Consider the following 21016-nt stretch of genomic DNA (forward strand, 5'->3'; position numbering starts at 1 on the left):
TGATAACAGCAATAGATGCAATCGCTGTTGAAATCAGAGAAATAGCCGTTCAAAATACCACTTCTCCACAAGGCGTCATAAACCCTGGTCTATTCCTGAGTAAAACTGGAAGAAGCGTTACTGAGAGTACACCTAGTATCGCTTCTATGAATACGAGAATTAGCCCTCATTCAACTACTTACCCTAGCTTCGTCGGATCAAACCTTCTCTCATCCAAATAAGCTCGCGCATGCCCCCAGAAATACTTGCTTGGCTGCATGTAGACTTTCAGACCTGCCCGTTCGATTGTGCGATTCGCCTCTTCATTCGCTTCCTTGAGGATTTGCTTTTCATCCACATTCAAAACACGGCGCTCGTCCATAATCAGCTCACCGTCGACAATGACGTGGTTTACATCTCCACCGACTGCCTGATAGACGACCCGATGGACGTGCATGTTCTCTGGATTCAAGTGGGCCTGATGCATATTTACGGTAATGACGTCCGCTTTTTTACCAGCCTCAAGCGACCCCAGCTCGTCATCCCAGCCGACACAACGCGCCGCATCAATTGTTACCATTTCCAGCAGCTTGCCCGGCGGGAGGTAATAGTAATCACGCAGCGCCGCTTGTTGCAGCAGCTGCATTCTGCGCATGGCCTGAAACATGTCAAAAGGAGTCATCGGCGAAGTACCGTCTGTCGTGATCGCAACAGTCGCTCCCATCTCCAGCAATTCCGTAATCGGGGTCCGTGCATTGATTTGACCAAAACCAGCAGAAGCGCTCACATTCGTTCCTGTTTCGGCCAAAATTTTCGCCTCATCAAACGAAATCCCCCGACAATGCTGCAAGTGTACGTCTGGACCGAGCAGCGCGTACTCTTTATCTTGGAGCGCGAGGTGAACCATGCCCCCAAAAGCATCGGAATGGATGCGCGTGTCGTACCTTTTCGCAATCTCTCTAATTTTTCGCGCTTGGTACCGGTCGAAATCGGTTAAGCCAAACAATTGGTCAGCTGGTGTCGGATAGGACGGATTAACAGAGGTCACGATAACAAATGGCGTTATGTATGCTCTGGTTTTATCGTTATTCGCGTGATTCAGGGCTTCGATCACTGCTTCTGCTCCAGCGAGAACCTGCTCATAGGTGACCTCCTTCGTTACTTTTTGTCCATCGACCCAGCGGCTAAAGGGATGCGGCCACGGTGGGTTGCATGGACCTGTCGCTACGATTTCGCGGACGCCAACCTCGTTGTACGCTTTGGCGTGATTCAAGGCAAAGATCGGATCATCTGAGCGAGGCATCGAGCCCAGGACGCTAACACCTGTCGTAATCCCGGCTTTAAGCCGCTCCAGTGCGGACAGCTTTCCCTCGTAGTACCAGAAATCGTCTGTGACGTAGTGCTTGTAAGTGTTAGTCATGATTGGCATCCAGTCGTTGATATTGTCCGTTGCAATCGTTTTGAACAAGGAATGTCCGCCATGACCATGTGCGTCAATGAAGCCTGGCAGTATACAATGATGCTTGCAGTCGACTACCTTTTGCGCGGGATACTTGTCTTTTAGAAGTGGAGTGTCGCCTACCTCCAAAATTCTTCCTTTGTCAATGGCGATTGCCCCGTCCTGTAGTACCCGACGGTCTTTGTCCATGGTAATGACTACGCCGTTTACGAGTAGCAAATCGATCAAGTTGCATCTCTCCCAGCCTCAAGAATGAGGGCGGTGCCCATGTCACCTGCTCCCCCTCCCTACACCTTAGCGCAATTACGGCGTTTTGTATTTGCAAGAAAATTACGACTTTTTGCAATATGTTTACCTCTTGGTTCCATATGGAAAAACCACCTTCCCTCGAAGGAAAGATGGTTTTTCGGTTTTAGGCGTCCACTTTTCGTTTGCGGAGGAACAAGATGAGAAACACGATCCCCGCAAAGGCGAGTACAACATAAACGACATTGGAATAGAGGTCGAAGTAGTACAGAATGTCTTCCCATGACTCCCCCAATAAGTGACCAGCCATCACGAGGATGATGTTCCAAATAAACGTACCAAGTGTTGTAAACAACAAGAACAGCGGGAAATTCATTTTGGTCATACCAGCTGGAATGGAAATCAGGCTTCTGATTAATGGGACCATGCGGCAAAAAAAGACTGTCCAGTACCCGTATCGATCAAACCATTTATTCGCCTTATGGATATCTGCCGTTTTAATGCGCAGAAGATATCCCCATCTCTCTACGATCTTCTCTATTTTTTTGACGTCCAAATAATAACCGATTCCATAGAGAATGATTGCCCCGATCACCGAACCGATTGTAGCTGACAAGATTACGCCAAAAACCGTTAAGGATGATTGCGTCGTCATAAATCCACCGAACGTCAAGATCACCTCTGAAGGTATGGGTGGGAAGATGTTTTCCAGTGCCATCATCAGTAAGATGCCAAAGTAACTATATTGTTCAATAATTTGGGTCATCCAGTTCTGCATGCTATCCCTCACAATTATTTACCAATGCTTATCTCTCCAGTATAGAGACACGCGTTGCATAGTTCAATGAAAAGCGATCATCTTTTCCTTCCTTTCAATACGAAAGAAGGAAGGCTGGGGTTACCTTTCCTTTGAAAATTTTCATATAAAATTTTCCGGAACAAAAAACATTGCAAGGATAGTTAATATATGGAATATTGAGAGGGTGCCATGCACATTTTTCAAAAACGAAACGTGAGGAGGTGAACTGTGTGTTTCGCAAGATTGTCCATTCACTCGTATGTCTTTTACTGGTTATGACGGCTGGTGCCGTGAACGTAAACGCGGCCCAAACACAAGGAACCGGCATGTTTTTTATTGACAAACCATTCAAGAAAGAAGGACTTCGGTTTCAAGTGATCATTACCGAAACCGACAATCCAAAATATGACTCACCAATGTACCACGTAAATACGATTGTCACGAATACTTCGCGGAAACCCATCACATACACGACTGGCCATTGCTATGGTGTAACAAATCGGCTAGAAGCGTTTGCCTCTGGAGACTCTTGGGAGCTTCCCTACCCTGAAGACGAACCTGCCTGTACCCCGGACATCAAGGAAAAAAACGTAAAGCCCGGGAGAACGATTGAGCAAGATGAATATTTCCGAACAGACGAACTGCCGAGCGATCTAACGCCAGACTATTTTCAGTTAAACTCTTTCGTACACATCCTCGTTGGACCTGAAGATAAGGAACGCAAAGAGGAAATCGTAAAGATGCAGACGAAATTTCTTCCAAGGCTTGCCCTCCATCCAGATGAGATTGAGCTCCATGCTGAATCAAGTGAGCTCCCTAAATCGTATTACCAAATCGAAGTGACAGGGAAAGTCTCGAATAAAGAAATCAAACGCGTAACCATTCAAGTCTTCAATACGGTCATTACGTTGCAAGTCGACTCGAAGTCAGGAGATTTCTCCACGAAGAAAAAAGTAAAAGCAAAAGGCCCATCCCTTCAATCAGGTGTACTCGAAGTAACGTATAAAGATGGCACGAAACATACCTACTACGTTCCCATAGAAAATTCCAGCAATTGATGTTCTCCATGAAAAAAAGGACTGCCATGTGTGCGTCCTTTTTCGTGTAAAACTCTGATTCTGTTCTAGCCTACTATTCTTTCTGCCTAGACCAGTAAATCATCGTGTCGTCCCTCTTTATTTCTGTAAAGCCCATTTTGACTAATAATTTTGCGGAATCTATGTTATCTAGCAGGCATTTCGCCGTAATCTTTTTCACATCTGGCTGCAATAACGCCCAATTCGCTAAACCTTCTGCTGCCTCATACGCGTAGCCTTTTTTTCGCTCGGTTTCAATAATTCCATAGCCGATGTCCACTTCTCCCTGCGCATTCGGGACTCCTTTGAATCCTACATCACCGATGATCTTCCTGCCATCTTTTGTAAGGATCATCCACGATTCAAATCCTGTCGGTACCCCTGTTAGTTCGAGTGCTTGGATGATTTTGGGGATCGTTTCCATCGCATCCTCATCTGGCCAGCCTTTGCCTAATGTAAGCCCCATATCCAATAACTCTTCGTAATTTTCTTGCAAAATATTCGTTGCTATTCTATGTGTAAATGGAATCAATTTGAGCCGTTGTGTATGAATGCTTTTTTCATTCATGGAACAGGTACCCCTTTCTCTTTCCTATATTGTCCGTGGCGATATTTACGTTGGATTTACACTCCAGAGGTTTTTCAGAAAGGGTCTATTCCTACACCTCAGCTACTCTTTCCATACTCCGATAATAAGAATGACTCGGGCACCACCATTATAGCATGATTTTCCATCTAGTTGATAAGGAGTGAGAGAATGTCCACACCGCTAAACACTGAGCTTGTCCGCATTCAACCCTGGGCGAATTACGATCTTTCTTTGCTACGCCTTTTGAATGCACCAGTCATGATGGAGCAGCTCGGAGGCCCGGAGACGGAAGAGCAGCTCCTAGCTCGACACGAACGATACGTCAATAAGGGGAGACAGCTAACGAGCAGGATGTTCAGCATAGTATCGCTCCCAGATCACACCCCCGTCGGAAGCATCGGCTATTGGGACCGCATCTGGCAAGGAGAAAACGTATACGAAGTAGGCTGGAGCGTCCTCCCACCCTTTCAAGGGAAAGGAATCGCCTCTGCAGCTTTAGCTTTACTGATTACCCGCATCAAACAAGAACGAAAACACAAGTTTATTCATGCCTATCCCTCTGTGGACACCCCTGCCTCCAATGCCATTTGCCGTAAGCTCGGTTTCACTCTGCAATCAGAATGCGTCTTTGAATACCCTCCAGGAAGTTTTATGCGCTCGAATGATTGGCGATTAGAAGTCGCATCTGTACATTTCCCCAGCGAAAAAGCCCGGGAGCAATTCCCAATGTAGACCTGTGGCTGACTGTTGCTGCTGATCGTGGAATGACCGTTCGATGGTTGAAGGTGGATACAGAGACACTAACCTTACAATGAGATGAGCTCGATACCCTCCTTACTTCCAGGACAAGACCCGGGTCGTCGCGACTCGGGTCTTCCACTTTTTTATCCATGAAGTCCAGTTTGAAATCTGGCGCGGGGGCGATAGTGCCCGACCGGAATTTGAATCAAGCAGGTTTCCCCTTCGGACGCTAGGTTGTAAAGATCATCGCAATTTTCCACGTCAAATCCGAGTAACGGGTGTCCGCCCATTCCACACGTAAACGCTGCTAAAAGCAAGTGATGCACGACGATTCCTGCCTCCATCTGTTGGATGCGATACCCTCTAAAGCCTAGCTGATTGATCAGATGATCACGTTTTCCCACTACATGAAAGCAGAGCGGCACTTGATACAGATTCACGTTGTCCAGGGTCATTCCCTCTTGTAGACGTGCTCGTAAATCTCCATAGACAATTGGATAAAGAGCGTGCTCCAGTGGTCCGTATGCGTATGCCCCATCTTTCATCCCTTCTACCTGATGAATGCTGACAAAGAGAGAAAGCCTTCTCCACGCTGCTTCTTGATTTCCCCCCAAATCATTGCCATACGATAGCGCACTCATCGTCATTTCCATGATTCGCGCTACCTGGTTCTGGTCTGTTTTCCTCCTGATAAAGTCCATTTCTGGTGAAAAACGCTCCCTGCAATATTCCGCCAGATCATAGCTTGGTTTCTGCAAACGCGGGAGAAGGATTCGCTCATCGGACCGACGAGGCCGTTTGCTTTCCGCCTGATCCGAATATCGTCGAAATGCATGGGTAGATGGCTGCATGGCAGCTTCATTCATTTGCAGGAGTGCAGGGTATTGTCTCATTCTTTTTGAACGTATCACTTGCACATGCTTTTGCTCAGGAAGTGCTCTGGTTAGCTCGCTTGCCAGCACCCCCTTTTCTCGTTCTGTCCATTGTGCTAGCGAGTTCGAATGCCTCCCCTCTTCTGTTTGGAGTGATAAAGGGAGTACCGCGTAAACACTCTCTTGATCGGCAGACAATCCTAGCAGTGCATTCATCGCTTTATCCAGGAACTGGTAGTGTACCGCAGTCGTAACACCAAGCTGCTTTGCCATTTCCTGCAATTGTCCAAGCAGTACACCAGCATCGAGGCCCTGCAATCGATAGGAAAACTCATCATACTTAAAAAAGTTTTTCCAAAAATAGCTGGAGACGAACGCTACTCCAAAGCATGCATGTACTGGACAACTGCCACCAAGTGCTCGGTTAAGGACATGATCAAAATTCCCTTCGCGCAATTGTACGAGTCTGTGATGAGCCACATCGTAGTGGTATAGACCTGGAGGAATACTCGACAGCTTCAAATACACGTACAGCTCACTTGGATAGAGCCCTCCCCCAGACGGAACCGGCCTTCGCTTCATTACAAGCGGCAAAAACGACTCAGAATCTGCATCTGCTGAAGTCGTGGTTACCAACAACGATTGGCTGATTTGTATCAGTCCATAGCTATACCATAACCAAGCACCCAATTGGGGAAGAGTCATCTCTTGTGAAACCGTTTGATCTATGAGCGATAGAGACACATCTTCTGGCAGCGAAATGACAGGTTGCCCCCTGTACAGCTTGTATGGTAGTGGCGCATCCCCCCAATCCACTTCGAGATCACTTGGTCTGGCGTTTTCTGTATCAAAATGAAGGCGGTACAAGAAATTTTCGAGATTCATCCGGCTCACTCCCAGATGCATGTTATGGAAACGGATGGGGAAAAGGATTCAACTCGTCTACACGCAGCGGTTGTTTCACATACCCCAGCTTCACAGGGACCTCCAATACTCGTTTCAATCCCGTTATTCGCGTAAGATGCTGGCCAAAAGTCATCGGGAGCATGCCAGGAATCAATACACGCACGCAAGATAAGCCATGGCGCCCTACCTCTGGTGTCGTTTGATCTACCACAATGACATTGAGATCTAACTTTTGGAACACACCGAGCAACTCCCGCAAATCGTCTGTTAGATCATGATTTTGGTTTCTTCTAGGAAAGCGTTCAGCGAAAGAGACCATCGGACGTGAGGCATCCATGAGAAAGGATAAGCGCTTCGCTGCTTCTGGCAAGCTGTAAAGCATTGCATGATCGTCCATCTTTTTCACGAGGGACGAATCTTGAAGCATACGCAAGTATTTGTCTCGATTCGCTTCGTACTTGTCTGTCAAAGTCATGAGCATGGCTGCCGTTTCGTAAATGGAGCTTTTCACAGCGCGGATGGGGTCTGGATGCGCACCTGCTGCACAAACGAGATGCAGGCCTTCCGCTCCGCGGTTTTTCGCAATCGTCCATACAGCGGGAATCCCATTTTCCATAGTCGCATCGAACAAGTACAAATCGTAATTGGTAACAGTCTGCATCCGATCAATGAGAAGAAGCAATTCCCGATCATTGACCGTAGCTGGATCGAGGCGCGGCAATGGCAATTGGGCATACCAGGTCAACAAGAAAGCATCTCGCTCCACCACTTCGAGGATGCCGTAGAAGATCGCCTCCTCCAAACTGCCACCTAACGCACAGCCATTGGAGGTCTCAAATACAACACCCTCCCCGAATCCCATACTGTAGTAGGCCATGAGCTCAGGTACAAGAATGGGTCGCTCTTCTTTAAAGGAATAACCCCATACCCAGTTCATCTCTCGCTTGGGATCAAATGGCTGAAACGGAAAATTTGGCAGAGCATACTGCTCTTCTGAATGGGTCCCCGCTGTTGTCGGGTCAAGGGCATGCGGCGCTAGGTTTGCATAGCAGTCACGCACCATCGTCCTCTTGCCACGGGGCATAAGCCCGCAATATCTTTCCATTCCTTCCAGAATCGCCGTTATCTCACTATCCGCGTATGAAACAGATCTGCCAGCCGTGCCCTCGTCATGTGAAAATAATGGCAGATTGACACTTACATCTGCGAATACTGAGACAAGATCTCTTACTTTTCCATTCAAAAACCCCGTACGGGAATCCAAATATTCGGTGGAGAGAGCTTGTTTCAAAGAGGCTATAGATTTTGTCCGGTAGCTGTCCGGACTTTGCTTTACAATAGGCTTCAAGCGTATTTTCGCCCGCTCTTCAGAATCCTCAGGCAGCCGACTGCATACCGGACATACAGGATTGGGCAAGAAGAAGTGGCGCGTGCTGGTCAATGTTTGCAAATCAATAAACTGGATATGCTCAGATAACTGGGCTTTCCTACCCTTAACTATACGTTCAACCTCCGCACTGACATGGTATGCCACTTGTAACAACCCTGAGCGAGAAGACCATGGATCACGGGTTATGCCGCCTTTCTCCCTCAGCATATTTTGTACCTTCCACATCTCTTTGCGATCGCGTCCCGCCATCAATCGCCGCATGTCTGCACACTGAGAGCACCCTGTTTGATCTGGATGAACCAACGGACCTACGATGGCCTCCCCGAATGAAACAAAGCCGCGCAGCCACGGGATATTTGTTTGGCGAAAATGTTTTTCCGCCTGTACATGCAAAGCAGGATGATACGTATCGTGCAACAGGAGAGCCAAATCTGCTCCACTAGTCACAGACGCCATGTTTTCACTGTTCCAGACCCGATAGTCGTTCTTTAAATGTTCTGAAACCAGCTCTGCCAGTATTCCGTCTCCAATGACAAGAATGTCAGCACTCATCGGAGCACCTCCTCGAGAGCAGCAAGGCAAATACGCCACCAAGGTCCTCTTCCAGGAATGGCTCTATCGCGGCATTCATGATTCGAGGAGAAAGTTGATGAAGAGCCAGTACCTCAACAGCTTGTTTCCAGACCTCTATGTCCGATTCTTCCTGAACGCTACTGCGTGCAAGTTCGATGGCTTCACCTGTCAAGCCGACAGATTGCGCAGTTAGTACATACTTGGACACTTGATTGGTTGGCGTTTGAATCTGTTGCAAGGCATACATCAGTGCTTTTCGCAATGCTTCTCGCTCTAACAAGCCAATACTCCCATACCACCACGTGCGCGTTTCCACCCAATAAACCGGAAATCCGCATACCTCATGACCTTTTGCAACCCTCAGTTTCTCACCTAATGTAGTGAAAGACCGTACATAAAACTGGGACTGTTCATCCACAATCGAGTCAACATGCACAGGTCTAGCCGTAGGTTGTCGTCCTTTCATTTCTGACACATACGTGAGTGTCAAACAATGCTGTAACGCCCGACATAAACCTTCTGCTGCCGTTTCTCCTGCTCCAATTCCGATATTGCTCTCCAGATCGGCTTGATAAGCTGAATTTTGAGTGATTAGGTGGTTCACCATTCTTCCCACATACATCTCGGCCCCAACCAATCCTGCTTCTCTACGCGCCTCGTCATGGGTATATCCTGCGCATACAACAGTTGACAATAGCTCCGCAGGACCATCTGCCACAGGGTCGACTGCTGTCACCCTACACTGTGCCAGTGGTAACTGCGTAAGCTCTCCCTCGTCCCAGCTGTGAAAAATCCCGTTATCTGGGGAGGTCCATGACGGAAACAGAGACAATAGACTTTCTTTCTGTTCTGCCTCTTTGGATATCCGCAATTCAAGCTCTCTCTCAACCAATACCTCCATGCTCATCTCTTCTTTTTGCATGGGGTGGGGCATGTAGGACTGCCAGCTTCCCTCCATCGTCTCCAGATTTAACAAATAAATTTTGTTTGGTTCCTCTGCTTCATTGACACCTGAAACGTATTTGAACCATTCAAAAACGGCGATGTTCGCCAGCATGGCTGCTGCGGTCATTGAATATGGATGTTGTTCGGGGTCCGCACACAAAGCCTGCCGATGTAAACGACGCAAAGCCGATTCAAAGCAAGCCTCTGACTGTGGATGAATCAGCGGCCCTACCATTCCTTTTTGCTGGACAAATAACGCCGGAACAAACACCTTCTCCCGCTCTCTGCACGTGAGCTGGATCATACTCACTTCGCCCTTGTTTACGTTTGCCGAAGTGTACAAAATACCAGTGAAAGGCTCGATGGTCGCTGACCAGTCGGCCCCCTCCCACGACGTCAGCTTGAGTTCATCCAGCTTCACGTGTGGGTCCTTCCTACGCGAATGTTCTATAATCGCCTCCAGCCGTTCACGATTGGTCGCAGTCTCATTCGTGATGGCATAATGGAATTGAACGCATCCCGATTCCAGCAACGCATGGATCGCAGAAAGCAGAAAGGAGCCTGCCCCGATTACCAATACTTTTTCCGTTCGATATTTTTGAAACCGATACCCTCCTGATCCGCCTAACTGATCCAAATATTCAATCTGCGCTGCATACCTCGACATGACCTCTGGTGATAATTCATGTGGTTCCTCCAGGCTCACATCTTGAAGAAATCCATTTTCTAATAGTGTCCCGGCCACCTGGAAAATTTGTTGCTGATATTCTTCCGGCAAATCGTCGGTCAATTGCTCCAACGTATGCTCACCATTAAACATGGGAAATAACTGATCTACCCATCGATCGATCATGTCGCCCTTCATGCGGAAAGTCCCGATGTTATTGCGAAAATACACACTTCCGTCTGAATCGGGTATATACACTGTATCCCGCTTCACTTTTATGCGCATCGAAGGATTCAGCTTATCCATTCTCCTCCCCCTAACGTTGTGAAATAAACCAATTTGCGACAAGACATGTCACAACTATTTTATGTATCACTCTTTGTCTCACATTCCAGTTGGAATAACAAAGCCCCTGCCAAGTCACCATTTGGGGCAGGAGCTTCATTTACGTATGGATTAGAAATCGTCAAACACGATAAAGCATGGGAAGAAGCAAGTGCAACTGCAACTGCAAGTGCAGGAGCAAGAGCAGGAGCAGGAGCAGGAACAGCTACAGGAGCAAGAGCAACGACCGCAACGACCACAACTACATCTGTGGCATCTGCCACATCCACCACACCTGCCTCGAACTAGCGTCGCGTCATTCATCTTTTCTTTGTCCCAACGCTGCATTCGATCTCCTTTTATTTCAGAAGCCTTCAATTTTTTTAGCTCTTTTTTGAACTCATCCATTCGTTTTCACCTCCGCCACTTCATGGAACTACTCTAGATTTATGAAGTGACGTTGGGTATTCGTGCAAAGATCATGCGCCCATTTTTGGTTGAACATGAGAAGAAACCGCTATCCGTCAAGGTTTTTTGACAAAAAAAGGAGCCGCCCTCAAAGTGAAGGCAGCTTGGATGATCACGGATTTACAGTTTGAAAATAATCCCCATCAGCGAGTAAATAATCACTGTCGAGAACAGCACCGTCATATGAATCAGCGAATAAATAAACATCGTTTTCGACCATTTCTGTGAATCCATTTTCCGGTATCCAAAGACACTTAGAACCAGCCATAAAACATTCAGGAGCAGAGCCATAAACGTAAGACCAGCGCTTAATGACCAAAATAGAAAGCTGCTTGCAATTAAAATGACTAAATACACATTTGTTTGAATGTAGGTACGTCTTGCACCTTTGACCACAGGCAACATCGGAACCCCAGCCGCCTTGTACTCATCATGCTTGCGAATCGCGATCGCATAGAAGTGAGGCATTTGCCAAATGACCATGATGATAAAGAGACCAAGGATAGCAGGATGCGTTATATCTGGGTGAATGGCGGCCCAACCGATGAGCGGCGGCATTGCACCAGAAATACTCCCTACCTCCGTATTGTAAATCGTTCTTCTTTTCGTCCACATCGTATAAGGCACGACATAAAAAAACAGTCCGAGAAAACCCATAATAGCAGCCAATGGTGATGCCAAGACGAGAGCCCCCAAGCCAAAAATCGTCATCAGAGAGGCAAGCCACAAAACTGTCTTTGTCGATATATCCCCTGTCACCGTAGGTCTGTTTTTCGTCCGCTCCATGACAGAATCGATATCGCGATCATACACGTTATTAAAAGCACCCGCTGCTGCCATGATTAAAATAGAGCCGATTGTAGCAAATAAGATTTCTGGCAGCTTATCCATTAGACTGAAGTGATACGTATATAGTGCCAATGTTAATCCGGCAAACATCGGAATCAGATTCGATTTGATAATTCCCGTCTTAACCGTTTGCGCCAAGATATTGGACATAGGCCGATTCCGCGTTGCAACGCTTTCTTCCCTCTGCATTCGTACACTGTCCCCTCTTACTAGATGATCTATATATCTATCGTACTCCAAAATAGCATGGCATAGTAGACGGTTAAATCCTACAAAACTGCCATTTGTATCTTACATACCAGTAAGGATTTAAATACTATATGGAATGTTAATTCTACATGGTATGATTGTCAAGAGAAGGAGTGTGGACGAATGAACAGACGCAGATTAAGCCAAGCAGAGCGTAAACAGGAAACACGGCAATTGCTCATTGACGCAGCCATTGAGACCTTTGCTCGGTTAGGCTTCCACGGGGCTTCCGTTGATAAAATCGCAGACCATGCTGGATTTACCAAAGGAGCTGTTTATGCTCATTTTCAGTCCAAAGAAGATCTCTTTCTCGCTATTTTGGAAGGTCAGATGCAATTACATGTGTCGAATATCCATCACGCAATTGATCACCAGCCATCATTATCGCATTTTATAGAAGCCATGAACGCCTATTTTATGTCCGTTCAGCAACAAAATCGCACGTGGAACATGCTGAACCTGGAATTTTTGCTGTATGCCATGCGTGAAGAGTCTGTTCGAAAGCGATGGTCGAACATGATCATCGAGTCGGTACAGCATCTTTCCAAGGCCATACAGACCTTGATGCCAAAAGAAAGTGACTCTACTCTATCCGCGGATGAAATAGCATGGACGATTCTTGCTCTAGAGAATGGCATGTCGATCTTTTATTATATCAGCGGCGACGAAATGCCCCTGTCATTATACGGAAAAGCTTTGCAAAACATGCTGTCGTCTAAATAGCGATTGCCAAAATGCTAGAACGTTTCTGATTGGGCAGCTTGTCGCTTTGTGATTCGATTGACTCTCTCAGAACCATATAGCATGAACGCAATGTAGAAGGCCGTAAAAAACGGTAAAATAGAAATGGTCGTCTGTGTAGCAAGCCACCCTAGCAACGGAGGCAAAAATGTGGCACCCGTGTACGCAACCGCCATCTGATAGCCCATCAGCTTTTTCGTTTGCTCTTTCCCAAACCGTTCTGGGGTATCATGCAGCATACAGGGATAAATCGGGGCGAAGCCTAACCCGAGCAACAGAAAACCGATTAGCGAGCAGAAGGTCGGTAATGGAAACATCAACAGCGCTGCCCCGGTGAATGCTACGAGAAGTCCACTGCGAATCAGGACGCGGTTGCTCACTTTAAAAGTAACAAAGCCCGTGATAAATCTACCAACGGTAATGCCACCGTAATACATGGCTACCCACATCGCCGCTACAGACGAAGGTAGCTCTTTTTCATTTACCAAAAAGCTGCTCCCCCATAATCCTACCGATGCTTCAGCCCCACAATAGAAGAGAAATGTGAACAAAGTCAGCTTAACGCCTTTTGTCCGTAACGGTTGTTCGCTCTGCCCACGAGACTGCTGAACTTGTGATTCTTTGACAGCATGCTTCTTTATGTTTTCCATCCGTTTCCACAAAGGAAGTGTAAACGCTAGAAGAACGACTAACGCAAATTGAATAAGAGAAATAGTCAAGTAGCCATTCCGCCATAAATCATGATCGCGTATAAAGCCAGACATAATAATGGGGCCAAGCGTAGCACCCACACCCCAGAAGCAATGCAGCCAGCTCATATGATGGGCTTGATAATGCGTGGCGACATAATGATTCAATGCGGTATCTACACAGCCAGCTCCTAGTCCCAGTGGCAATGCCAATACCATCAACCATATCATTGATGGGGCAAAAGAAAATCCAAGCAACGCTGCCGCTGTGATCAAACAGCTAATCAGTGTGATCTGTCCTGTCCCCAGTCGTTTTAGTAATGCACCGCTCATCAAGCTAGATACGATCGTTCCAGACGCAATCACAATGTTGATCACACCAGCCATACCAAATGCCGCCCCATATTCTGCTTGCATGACCGGCCAAGCTGCCCCCAGCACCGAATCGGGAAGACCCAAGCTGATAAACGACAAGTAAATCATGATCAAAAAGAAGGTTGCCACGATCCTCCGCCCCCTGCTTCGTTTTTACATTCATATCGTGAGTCTATCCGGCAATTTCTCTCCCTCTGATTTGAACCGCTTATTCTTTTCGAGAAACTCGTTCACTTCATGTAATTCGGCTGGTCGGTAGCCAGGACCATCGCAGCCGCAGGAATGATAGGCAAACCCATGCTGATAGAGGATTTCAACCTTTTTCCACTGCCCTACATCCGTTTGCTTGGGAGCCTTGAAATCATGCCCCATCTCTTTCATTCCCTCACCACATTGCGGGCAGCTATGCTTGATCTTGTTCCATTCTTCTTCCGTCAACTCATACTTGGAGGTTTGCTTGAACACTTTTCGGCACGTGAAACACGCGTATATTTGTTTGTATGGACCATACATCCCATATCGACACATGATGATCAACCCCAATCCCATTCATCTGCAAGTTTCTCTTTTAATTGCATAGCGAGCATTCTCCAGCGCTTTCGTTCCTCCGATTCCGCGATTTCCTCCTCATCCATTTCCAGCCAATAGTCGGCATCCATCCGTTCATACATATCAAAAAGAGTGATCGTTGCACAGGCAGGATTCTCAAAAGCCGCAATCATCGCCTCCGGTCCGTCATCCCAGTTGTAGCCATTCACTACAGCATGAAGGAGTACAGATGAATCAAGCCGTTTTATTTTTTTGCACCGCTTCTGCTCAGATTCGTCATATAAAATATCGTCCACCGTTTCCTCTTCCTCAGAAGACAGTGTTAGACGTACCGCTCCTTTCGTTTCGAGCAGCAGGTCTGCAATCGTTCTGTCGTTCCTGGCCGCATTCCAAGCAGTGGCCAAAATGCCATGCTGAGAGTCAAGCTCGGCTCCCTGTTGCAGCAATCGTTTTACGGCTTCGACTTGCTTGAATTTGACGGCTTTTTTCAACGCGGTATCGCCCAGCTTGTCTATCGCCTCCAGCTCTGCGCCTTTATCCAAAAGCATCTGAACCGCTTCTGGTGGCATTCGGTTTGTGATAAAAAGCATCAGCGGTGTTCTCCCGCGTTGATCCCGCTCGTTGATATCTAATTGATCCACTGCTGCTCGCACGATCTCTAGATCCTTTGTCTTACTGACATTTATCCATTCCATCCGACTTCTTCTCCTTCGCTTATCTAGACAATTCCCGTTCCGGCATTGCTATGTATCCCCTTTTTTGACGAGCGTGCTTCCGATGAAGTCAAAGCTCAAAGGCGTCCCTTTTTTGTCAGGCTGCCACCCCAGCTTGATCGCCTCTTCAATGATAGCTGCGACGTCAGCTGGCTTTATGACTTTCATATCCAAATGCTGCACAAGTGGGTACTCCGCCCAAAAGTCATTCACATCTGATTTTACATACACGCGAATCAACTGACCTATCCCTTCATTGTGCTGGATGGTCAACGCGAGCAGACCCTTCGCTGCTGGGCTGATGACCCAACGATATCGCTGTTCTCCTACTGTTATACCCCTCGTGCCTTTTTTGGGTAATGCCATAGTAACCTCCTCATTGCGAGTAAATGTTTATCAGTTCTTAAACTTGCGCTTCCAGTTGACAGTCATCAACATTTCCACAGTCTTTGATTTTGGCATGGCATAACCCTCCAAATTTTTTATTATGACAATTCCTGTCACGATTAACTGTTAACGTAAAGGAGAAGTCGAGTTGGACATGATGCTGTTTATCCATTAGGAGGAATTACTGTATGCTTCAGCCAGAACGAAAAGGAACGATAACGAGAAAATTTTTCCAATCAGGTAACATAAAACTATCTTACCTCGATTTTGGAGGGGACAGTCAAGGAGTTTTGCTCCTGCTGCATGGTCATATGAATGATGCACGAACCTTTTCAAAGTTTGCTTCCAGATTCACAGATTGGCGCGTGATTGGATTGGATCAACGAGGTCACGGCTGGAGTGAGCATGCCCCAGATAAGGATTATTCCCGTGAAGGCTACGTCAACGACATTCTCGCCTTTGTTCAGACCGTTTTGGATGGGGCTTCTGTTACGATCGTTGGGCATTCTTTAGGAGGCGTCAACGCTTATCAATTTGCTGCTCGTTATCCTGAGCTTGTGAATGCGGTCATCGTAGAAGATATCGGGGTAGAAATTAAGGCCGACTTATCCTTTGCAGAAAAACTCCCACATCGCTCCCCTTCTTTACACGATCTAAGGAAATCGCTCGAGGTAGTCGGCGTTCGAGCGGTCGATTATTTTTCGGAAAGCGTGTTTGAGGATGAACAAGGCTGGGGATTCCGTTCTGATTTAAAAGGCATGCCTATCTCTCAACGACACATTAACGGGGAATGGTGGAACGATTGGCTGGCGTCTTCTTGCCCGATCTTGCTGATCCATGGCAAAAAAAGCTTTGTACTGGATGAAAATCAGGCCGAGCGCATGGTGAGCCAACGGCCAAACACAAAGCTTGCCAGTTTTGCAGCGTGCGGGCATGATATCCATTCTACAGACCCTGATGGATATTATCAGGATGTAAAAAGCTTTCTTGACGAGTTGAAAGAATAGAATAGAGGCTCCTCCATAGCAAACAGCCAACCCTCTAAGGATTGGCTGTCTGATAACGAGAGTCGTCTTCGAAACTGGAAGCCACTGACTTCCTTTTTTGCAAACATAGGATGAAAATAAACGTTACCCGTTATAAGTATTCCCTGTAAGGTGTGATAATGCGTACATAGTCACTCCCATATTTCTCTTCCAGCACTTGGCTGAAATCCTTCTCGATCTGACCCATGATGATGTCATGGTAGAAGGCGTTTTGCAGCAACTCAATGAGAGATGGGTGGTCCGTCTCCAGTATAGTGGGCTTGATCCCACGCCCAAAACTGCCCAGCAATGCCGAATGTGCATCGCAAAGAATAGAGAACTTTCTGGATTGCACTTGATGCCATTCCGCACTCCTTTTATGTACGACAACATTTTTTAGCTTTGCATGGCATTCACCAATGGATATTAGCGTGACAGCAACCCCTTGTTTTTCTGCTTCTACCAATGGTTCCTCTACCCAATGAACATCTTCGGACCAAATATCGACAACAATGCTTTTGTTTGCATTTGAGACGATACGTTTAATGGCTGTCTCAATTGCTTTGTCACCTTGCCAATTATAAAAGGAAGGAGACGTTCGGGGAGTGGATTTCAACTGTTCTTGCAGGACACGGGTTGTTTGATCAAATTCCGATTGTAACAAACGAATCAGCTGCCCGATCGGTACCGCATCATAAAGAACAGGCTCCGATTCGATCATGCGGCACATGCCCTTTTCCGTTAATGCTCGAAGGGCTGCGTATACATTCGTCCGAGAGACGGAAACTTTCTTGGCCACTTCATACCCAGATATTTTCGGTTCCTCGTGAAGCACCAAATAACATCTGGCTTCCAGATCTGACAATCCGATTTTTCGAAGCTCATCAATCAAGGTGTTACCTCCTTTCTTTTTAGTAGTATAAATGAATACTGCTATAAATGAAAAAAGAACTGTAACAGAGAGGGATTTCTGTCACAGTTCTTTCATGCTCGTTACAAATCCAGCGTATTTTTTTCCAGAAAATTCGTAGCGAAATTCCCTGCGACAAAGTCAGGGTGCTCCAGTAGCTTCTCATGGAAGGGAACCGTCGTATGTACGCCCTCGATGACAAACTCACCTAGCGCCCGCTTCATACGAGCCAATGCTTCGTTGCGATCTGTTCCCCAAACGATCAGCTTGGCGACCATCGAATCATAGAAGGGAGAGATTTCGTAGCCAGGATAAACCGCACTGTCCACGCGCACACCGTAACCGCCTGGTGGCAAGTAATTGACGACCTTCCCTGGTGATGGCATAAAGTTTTTCGCAGGATTCTCCGCGTTGATTCGGCACTCGATTGCCCATCCGTTGATTTTCACGTCTTCTTGGGAGAAGGATAACGGATTGCCTACTGCCACAGATATTTGTTCTTTGATCAAGTCAATCCCTGTAATCATCTCTGTCACGGGATGTTCTACCTGAATCCGCGTATTCATTTCCATGAAGTAAAATTGGCCGTGCTTGTCTAGCAAAAATTCAACAGTACCCGCTCCGTGGTACGAAACCGCCTTGGCTGCCGCCACTGCAGCTTGCCCCATTTGCTCGCGCAGCGTTTGGTCCAGCGCCGGAGATGGCGCTTCTTCTACCAGCTTTTGATGACGACGCTGAATGGAACAATCCCGCTCTCCCAAGTACACAGCGTTGCCATGCTTATCCCCCATGATTTGAATCTCTACATGCCGCGGCTCTTCTACATATTTTTCCAAGTACACACCAGCGTTGCCGAATGCCGTCTCCGCTTCTTTCTGGGCCTGACGAATTGCCTTGGACAACTCATCGGCGTCAAAAGCGACACGCATTCCTCTGCCGCCGCCGCCAGCCGTTGCTTTAACAATGACAGGATAGCCGATTTTCTCCGCCACCTGCAATGCCTCATCGATGTCATCAATCAAACCGTCTGTGCCTGGAACTAATGGAACATTCGCTTGACTCATCGTAGCTTTTGCTACGGATTTGTCCCCCATTTTGGTGATCGCTTCGGGATCGGGACCGATAAAGGTTATCGAGCAATCCTGGCAAAGCTGGGCAAACGAAGCGTTTTCCGCCAAGAAGCCATAGCCCGGATGGATAGCGTCTGCCTTTGTGTAAAGCGCGACCGTCATAATCCGTGCCATGTTCAAATAACTGTCCTTGGACGCCTTAGGTCCGATACAATACGCTTCATCCGCCAATTCTACGTGCAATGCTTCCCGATCCGCCTCAGAAAAGACAGCGACTGTACGTATCCCTAGTTCCTGACAAGCGCGGATAATGCGGACAGCGATTTCTCCGCGATTGGCAATCAATACTTTCGTAAACATGTGCGCACTCCTTCCTACTGAGTTTTGACAACGAGCAAAGCTTTTCCGTAATCGACAAACTGACCATCCGCGACGAGAATTTCCGTGATGATGCCGCTAACAGGCGTCGTAATATCGGCAGCTAGCTGAAGAGCATCAGCCGTGCAGCGTCCAACCTTTTCGCCAGCTTGAACAGTCTGCCCGACTGTCACTTCCGCATAGAACAGTCCTACTCCCAAAGACATGACTTGCTGTGTCACTTCCTTAGGTGCTTCAGCTTCAGCCACAGCAGCGACATTAACTGACTCAGCAGTAGCGGCTGCCTCCTGATAGCCATGCTCCACTTCGCCCACCTGTACAGGCGCATGGACAGCCACGCCTTCGAATGGTGCACTTTTCTTGATCACGATTCGAGTCTTACCCTTCTCCCATTCCAGCTCCTCAATGGAAGACTGATTCACTAGCTTGATGAATTCACGCAGTTCATGCAGCTTCATAGCACAATCAGAGCTCCTTTCTAAAGTGGGATGTTTCCGTGCTTTTTGTACGGACGATCTTCCTGCTTATTTCTGAGCATTTCCAAGGCTTGCGCGACCTTTTGACGGGTTTCGCGTGGGTCGATGACATCATCCACCATGCCGAGACTTGCCGCGACATATGGATTGGCGAACTTCTCTCTGTAGAGGGCAATTTTTTCCGCGCGAGTCGCAGCCGGGTCCTCACTTTGTTCGATTTCCTTTGCAAAAATGACGTTGGCTGCCCCCTCGGGACCCATGACGGCAATCTCTGCATTCGGCCATGCATACACGACATCTGCTCCAATAGATTTGGAGTTGAGCGCCACATAAGCGCCGCCGTAAGCTTTGCGCAGAATCACGGTGATTTTGGGAACTGTTGCTTCTGAGTATGCATACAAGATTTTCGCCCCGTGACGGATAATCCCTCCATGCTCCTGATTGATTCCCGGGAAAAAGCCAGAGACATCTTCAAAGGTCAAGAGCGGAATGTTGAAGCAGTCACAAAAACGGATGAAACGTGCCAGTTTATCCGATGAATGAATGTCCAGTCCGCCTGCCATGACCTTTGGCTGGTTGGCGATAATGCCGACACTGTGTCCATCGATACGGGCTAGACCGATCACGATATTGCGGGCAAAGTTCGGCTGTACTTCCATGAAATCACCGTGTTCCACGATTTTTTCGATGACCTTGCGCACATCGTATACTTTCGTGCTTTCAGCAGGTACCAGCTCCAAGAGCTCCTCTTGCCAACCATGATTCTCCTCTGCTTTTATCACAGGTGCGCGATCACGATTGTTTTGTGGCAGGAAGCTGAGTAGCCTGCGCACCCCTTCCAATACTTCCTGTTCAGTTTCTCCTGTAAAATGGGCATTGCCGCTCACCGTCGAATGGACTTTGGCTCCGCCTAGGTCCTCCGCGGATATTTTTTCACCTGTAACGGTTTCGATCACTTTTGGACCTGTGATGAACATTTGGCTCGTCTTCTCTACCATGAACACGAAATCCGTAATCGCCGGAGAGTAAACGGCTCCTCCCGCACACGGACCGAGGATGACAGAGATTTGCGGAATCACACCGGAGTAAATGGCATTGCGGTAAAAAATCGTGCCATAGCCATCCAGTGAGCTTACCCCTTCTTGAATACGTGCGCCGCCAGAATCGTTCAGACCGATAAAGGGAGCGCCGTTTTTCGCTGCCAAATCCATCACCTTGGCGATTTTCATCGCGTGCATCTCACCCAGTGCACCGCCAAACACCGTGAAATCCTGCGCGAACAAATAGACAGGCCGACCGTTGATTTTTCCGTAGCCCGTTACGACGCCTTCGCCTGGTGCCTCCATCTGGTCGAGACCAAAATGCGTAGCACGGTGCTCAACAAACGGGTTCAGCTCCATAAAGGTGTCTGGGTCAAGCAGGAGCTCGATTCGCTCGCGTGCAGTCAACTTGCCGCGGTTATGCTGAGCATCGATACGAGCATCTCCGCCACCAAGCTGGATTTTATATTTGCGTTCCATCAATTCATCAATTTTTTCGTACATATTATTGCTCATAAGGGCCACCATCTC

Annotated in this window: 20 protein-coding genes; 4 read left to right on the forward strand and 16 right to left on the reverse strand. The window is 47.5% G+C overall.

The features are described from left to right. Positions 1–178: 178 nt before the first annotated feature. Both ODZ53_RS22190 and ODZ53_RS22195 read right to left on the reverse strand, forming a co-directional pair. Positions 179–1666 carry an amidohydrolase family protein gene (locus ODZ53_RS22190; protein WP_372680095.1) on the reverse strand — a complete coding sequence of 496 codons (1488 nt, stop codon included), beginning with the start codon at positions 1664–1666 and terminating at the stop codon, positions 179–181. A 184-nt stretch (positions 1667–1850) separates the two neighbouring features. Further along, the gene (locus tag ODZ53_RS22195) at positions 1851–2462 is read right to left on the reverse strand and encodes a DedA family protein (RefSeq protein WP_015891005.1); all 612 of its coding nucleotides are present in this window, start codon (positions 2460–2462) and stop codon (positions 1851–1853) included. 251 nt (positions 2463–2713) lie between these two features. Here ODZ53_RS22195 and ODZ53_RS22200 point away from each other — a divergent pair, with 251 nt between their 5' ends. Continuing rightward, positions 2714–3541, forward strand: a complete 828-nt coding sequence (locus ODZ53_RS22200; RefSeq protein WP_372680097.1) for a hypothetical protein — start codon at positions 2714–2716, stop codon at positions 3539–3541. 73 nt (positions 3542–3614) lie between these two features. Here the strand turns inward: ODZ53_RS22200 and ODZ53_RS22205 are convergent, their stop codons facing one another. Further along, on the reverse strand, positions 3615–4127 hold the full coding sequence (locus ODZ53_RS22205) for a GNAT family N-acetyltransferase (RefSeq protein WP_372680099.1): 513 nt from the start codon (positions 4125–4127) through the stop codon (positions 3615–3617). A 189-nt stretch (positions 4128–4316) separates the two neighbouring features. On the opposite strand from ODZ53_RS22205, the gene ODZ53_RS22210 reads away from it, so the two are divergent. Continuing rightward, entirely contained in the window at positions 4317–4880 is a 564-nt protein-coding gene (locus ODZ53_RS22210) for a GNAT family N-acetyltransferase (protein WP_372680101.1), read from the forward strand. 152 nt (positions 4881–5032) lie between these two features. On the opposite strand, the gene ODZ53_RS22215 is transcribed toward ODZ53_RS22210, so the two are convergent. The 5 genes from ODZ53_RS22215 to cyoE all read right to left on the reverse strand — a co-directional run bounded on the left by ODZ53_RS22215 (position 5033) and on the right by cyoE (position 12072). Next, positions 5033–6646, reverse strand: coding sequence for a SagB family peptide dehydrogenase (locus tag ODZ53_RS22215; protein ID WP_372680103.1), 1614 nt, complete (start codon positions 6644–6646; stop codon positions 5033–5035). 22 nt (positions 6647–6668) lie between these two features. After that, complete coding sequence (locus ODZ53_RS22220) at positions 6669–8609, reverse strand: TOMM precursor leader peptide-binding protein (RefSeq protein ID WP_372680105.1); 1941 nt, start codon at positions 8607–8609, stop codon at positions 6669–6671. Beyond that, on the reverse strand, positions 8599–10548 hold the full coding sequence (locus tag ODZ53_RS22225) for a putative thiazole-containing bacteriocin maturation protein (protein WP_372680107.1): 1950 nt from the start codon (positions 10546–10548) through the stop codon (positions 8599–8601). The genes ODZ53_RS22220 and ODZ53_RS22225 overlap by 11 nt, the downstream gene beginning before the upstream one ends. A 150-nt stretch (positions 10549–10698) precedes the next feature. After that, positions 10699–10974: a heterocycloanthracin/sonorensin family bacteriocin gene (locus tag ODZ53_RS22230; protein WP_372680109.1), complete on the reverse strand. Its 276-nt coding sequence runs from the start codon at positions 10972–10974 to the stop codon at positions 10699–10701. Positions 10975–11154: 180 nt separating this feature from the next. Then, complete coding sequence (gene cyoE / locus ODZ53_RS22235) at positions 11155–12072, reverse strand: heme o synthase (protein WP_372680111.1); 918 nt, start codon at positions 12070–12072, stop codon at positions 11155–11157. A 183-nt stretch (positions 12073–12255) separates the two neighbouring features. On the opposite strand from cyoE, the gene ODZ53_RS22240 reads away from it, so the two are divergent. Then, positions 12256–12855, forward strand: a complete 600-nt coding sequence (locus ODZ53_RS22240; protein WP_372680113.1) for a TetR/AcrR family transcriptional regulator — start codon at positions 12256–12258, stop codon at positions 12853–12855. 14 nt (positions 12856–12869) lie between these two features. On the opposite strand, the gene ODZ53_RS22245 is transcribed toward ODZ53_RS22240, so the two are convergent. From ODZ53_RS22245 to ODZ53_RS22260, 4 genes are read right to left on the reverse strand one after another with little or no spacing between them, the layout of a single operon-like run. Continuing rightward, positions 12870–14066, reverse strand: coding sequence for an MFS transporter (locus tag ODZ53_RS22245; protein WP_372680115.1), 1197 nt, complete (start codon positions 14064–14066; stop codon positions 12870–12872). 30 nt (positions 14067–14096) lie between these two features. After that, entirely contained in the window at positions 14097–14465 is a 369-nt protein-coding gene (locus ODZ53_RS22250) for a hypothetical protein (RefSeq protein ID WP_372680117.1), read from the reverse strand. A 5-nt stretch (positions 14466–14470) separates the two neighbouring features. Then, positions 14471–15181, reverse strand: coding sequence for a DUF4274 domain-containing protein (locus ODZ53_RS22255; protein ID WP_372680119.1), 711 nt, complete (start codon positions 15179–15181; stop codon positions 14471–14473). A 48-nt stretch (positions 15182–15229) separates the two neighbouring features. After that, positions 15230–15565, reverse strand: a complete 336-nt coding sequence (locus ODZ53_RS22260; protein WP_372680121.1) for a hypothetical protein — start codon at positions 15563–15565, stop codon at positions 15230–15232. 209 nt (positions 15566–15774) lie between these two features. Between ODZ53_RS22260 and ODZ53_RS22265 the strand changes: the two genes are divergently transcribed. After that, positions 15775–16593, forward strand: a complete 819-nt coding sequence (locus tag ODZ53_RS22265; RefSeq protein ID WP_372680123.1) for an alpha/beta fold hydrolase — start codon at positions 15775–15777, stop codon at positions 16591–16593. 130 nt (positions 16594–16723) lie between these two features. Here the strand turns inward: ODZ53_RS22265 and ODZ53_RS22270 are convergent, their stop codons facing one another. From ODZ53_RS22270 to ODZ53_RS22285, 4 genes are all read right to left on the reverse strand, one after another. Beyond that, on the reverse strand, positions 16724–17503 hold the full coding sequence (locus tag ODZ53_RS22270; RefSeq protein WP_372680125.1) for a TrmB family transcriptional regulator: 780 nt from the start codon (positions 17501–17503) through the stop codon (positions 16724–16726). Between the two features lie 101 nt (positions 17504–17604). Next, a complete protein-coding gene (gene accC / locus ODZ53_RS22275; protein WP_372680127.1) occupies positions 17605–18951 on the reverse strand; it encodes an acetyl-CoA carboxylase biotin carboxylase subunit in 1347 nt (448 codons plus the stop codon). 14 nt (positions 18952–18965) lie between these two features. Next, positions 18966–19427: an acetyl-CoA carboxylase biotin carboxyl carrier protein gene (locus tag ODZ53_RS22280; RefSeq protein ID WP_372680129.1), complete on the reverse strand. Its 462-nt coding sequence runs from the start codon at positions 19425–19427 to the stop codon at positions 18966–18968. 20 nt (positions 19428–19447) lie between these two features. After that, positions 19448–21013 carry an acyl-CoA carboxylase subunit beta gene (locus tag ODZ53_RS22285; protein ID WP_372680131.1) on the reverse strand — a complete coding sequence of 522 codons (1566 nt, stop codon included), beginning with the start codon at positions 21011–21013 and terminating at the stop codon, positions 19448–19450. Positions 21014–21016 lie beyond the last annotated feature (3 nt).

It is taken from the genome of Brevibacillus sp. BD137 (genome assembly GCF_041644655.1).
GTDB lineage: Bacteria > Bacillota > Bacilli > Brevibacillales > Brevibacillaceae > Brevibacillus > Brevibacillus brevis_D.

What these genes read in the sequence shown, in the direction of transcription:
- ODZ53_RS22195 (WP_015891005.1), bottom strand. Translation starts at nt 2,462, where the DNA reads ATGCAGAACTGGATGACCCAAATTATTGAACAATATAGTTACTTTGGC.
- ODZ53_RS22205 (WP_372680099.1), bottom strand. Translation starts at nt 4,127, where the DNA reads ATGAATGAAAAAAGCATTCATACACAACGGCTCAAATTGATTCCATTT.
- ODZ53_RS22210 (WP_372680101.1), top strand. Translation starts at nt 4,317, where the DNA reads ATGTCCACACCGCTAAACACTGAGCTTGTCCGCATTCAACCCTGGGCG.
- ODZ53_RS22215 (WP_372680103.1), bottom strand. Translation starts at nt 6,646, where the DNA reads ATGAATCTCGAAAATTTCTTGTACCGCCTTCATTTTGATACAGAAAAC.
- ODZ53_RS22220 (WP_372680105.1), bottom strand. Translation starts at nt 8,609, where the DNA reads ATGAGTGCTGACATTCTTGTCATTGGAGACGGAATACTGGCAGAGCTG.
- ODZ53_RS22225 (WP_372680107.1), bottom strand. Translation starts at nt 10,548, where the DNA reads ATGGATAAGCTGAATCCTTCGATGCGCATAAAAGTGAAGCGGGATACA.
- ODZ53_RS22230 (WP_372680109.1), bottom strand. Translation starts at nt 10,974, where the DNA reads ATGGATGAGTTCAAAAAAGAGCTAAAAAAATTGAAGGCTTCTGAAATA.
- cyoE (WP_372680111.1), bottom strand. Translation starts at nt 12,072, where the DNA reads ATGCAGAGGGAAGAAAGCGTTGCAACGCGGAATCGGCCTATGTCCAAT.
- ODZ53_RS22240 (WP_372680113.1), top strand. Translation starts at nt 12,256, where the DNA reads ATGAACAGACGCAGATTAAGCCAAGCAGAGCGTAAACAGGAAACACGG.
- ODZ53_RS22250 (WP_372680117.1), bottom strand. Translation starts at nt 14,465, where the DNA reads ATGTGTCGATATGGGATGTATGGTCCATACAAACAAATATACGCGTGT.
- ODZ53_RS22255 (WP_372680119.1), bottom strand. Translation starts at nt 15,181, where the DNA reads ATGGAATGGATAAATGTCAGTAAGACAAAGGATCTAGAGATCGTGCGA.
- ODZ53_RS22260 (WP_372680121.1), bottom strand. Translation starts at nt 15,565, where the DNA reads ATGGCATTACCCAAAAAAGGCACGAGGGGTATAACAGTAGGAGAACAG.
- ODZ53_RS22265 (WP_372680123.1), top strand. Translation starts at nt 15,775, where the DNA reads ATGCTTCAGCCAGAACGAAAAGGAACGATAACGAGAAAATTTTTCCAA.
- accC (WP_372680127.1), bottom strand. Translation starts at nt 18,951, where the DNA reads ATGTTTACGAAAGTATTGATTGCCAATCGCGGAGAAATCGCTGTCCGC.
- ODZ53_RS22280 (WP_372680129.1), bottom strand. Translation starts at nt 19,427, where the DNA reads ATGAAGCTGCATGAACTGCGTGAATTCATCAAGCTAGTGAATCAGTCT.
- ODZ53_RS22285 (WP_372680131.1), bottom strand. Translation starts at nt 21,013, where the DNA reads ATGGTGGCCCTTATGAGCAATAATATGTACGAAAAAATTGATGAATTG.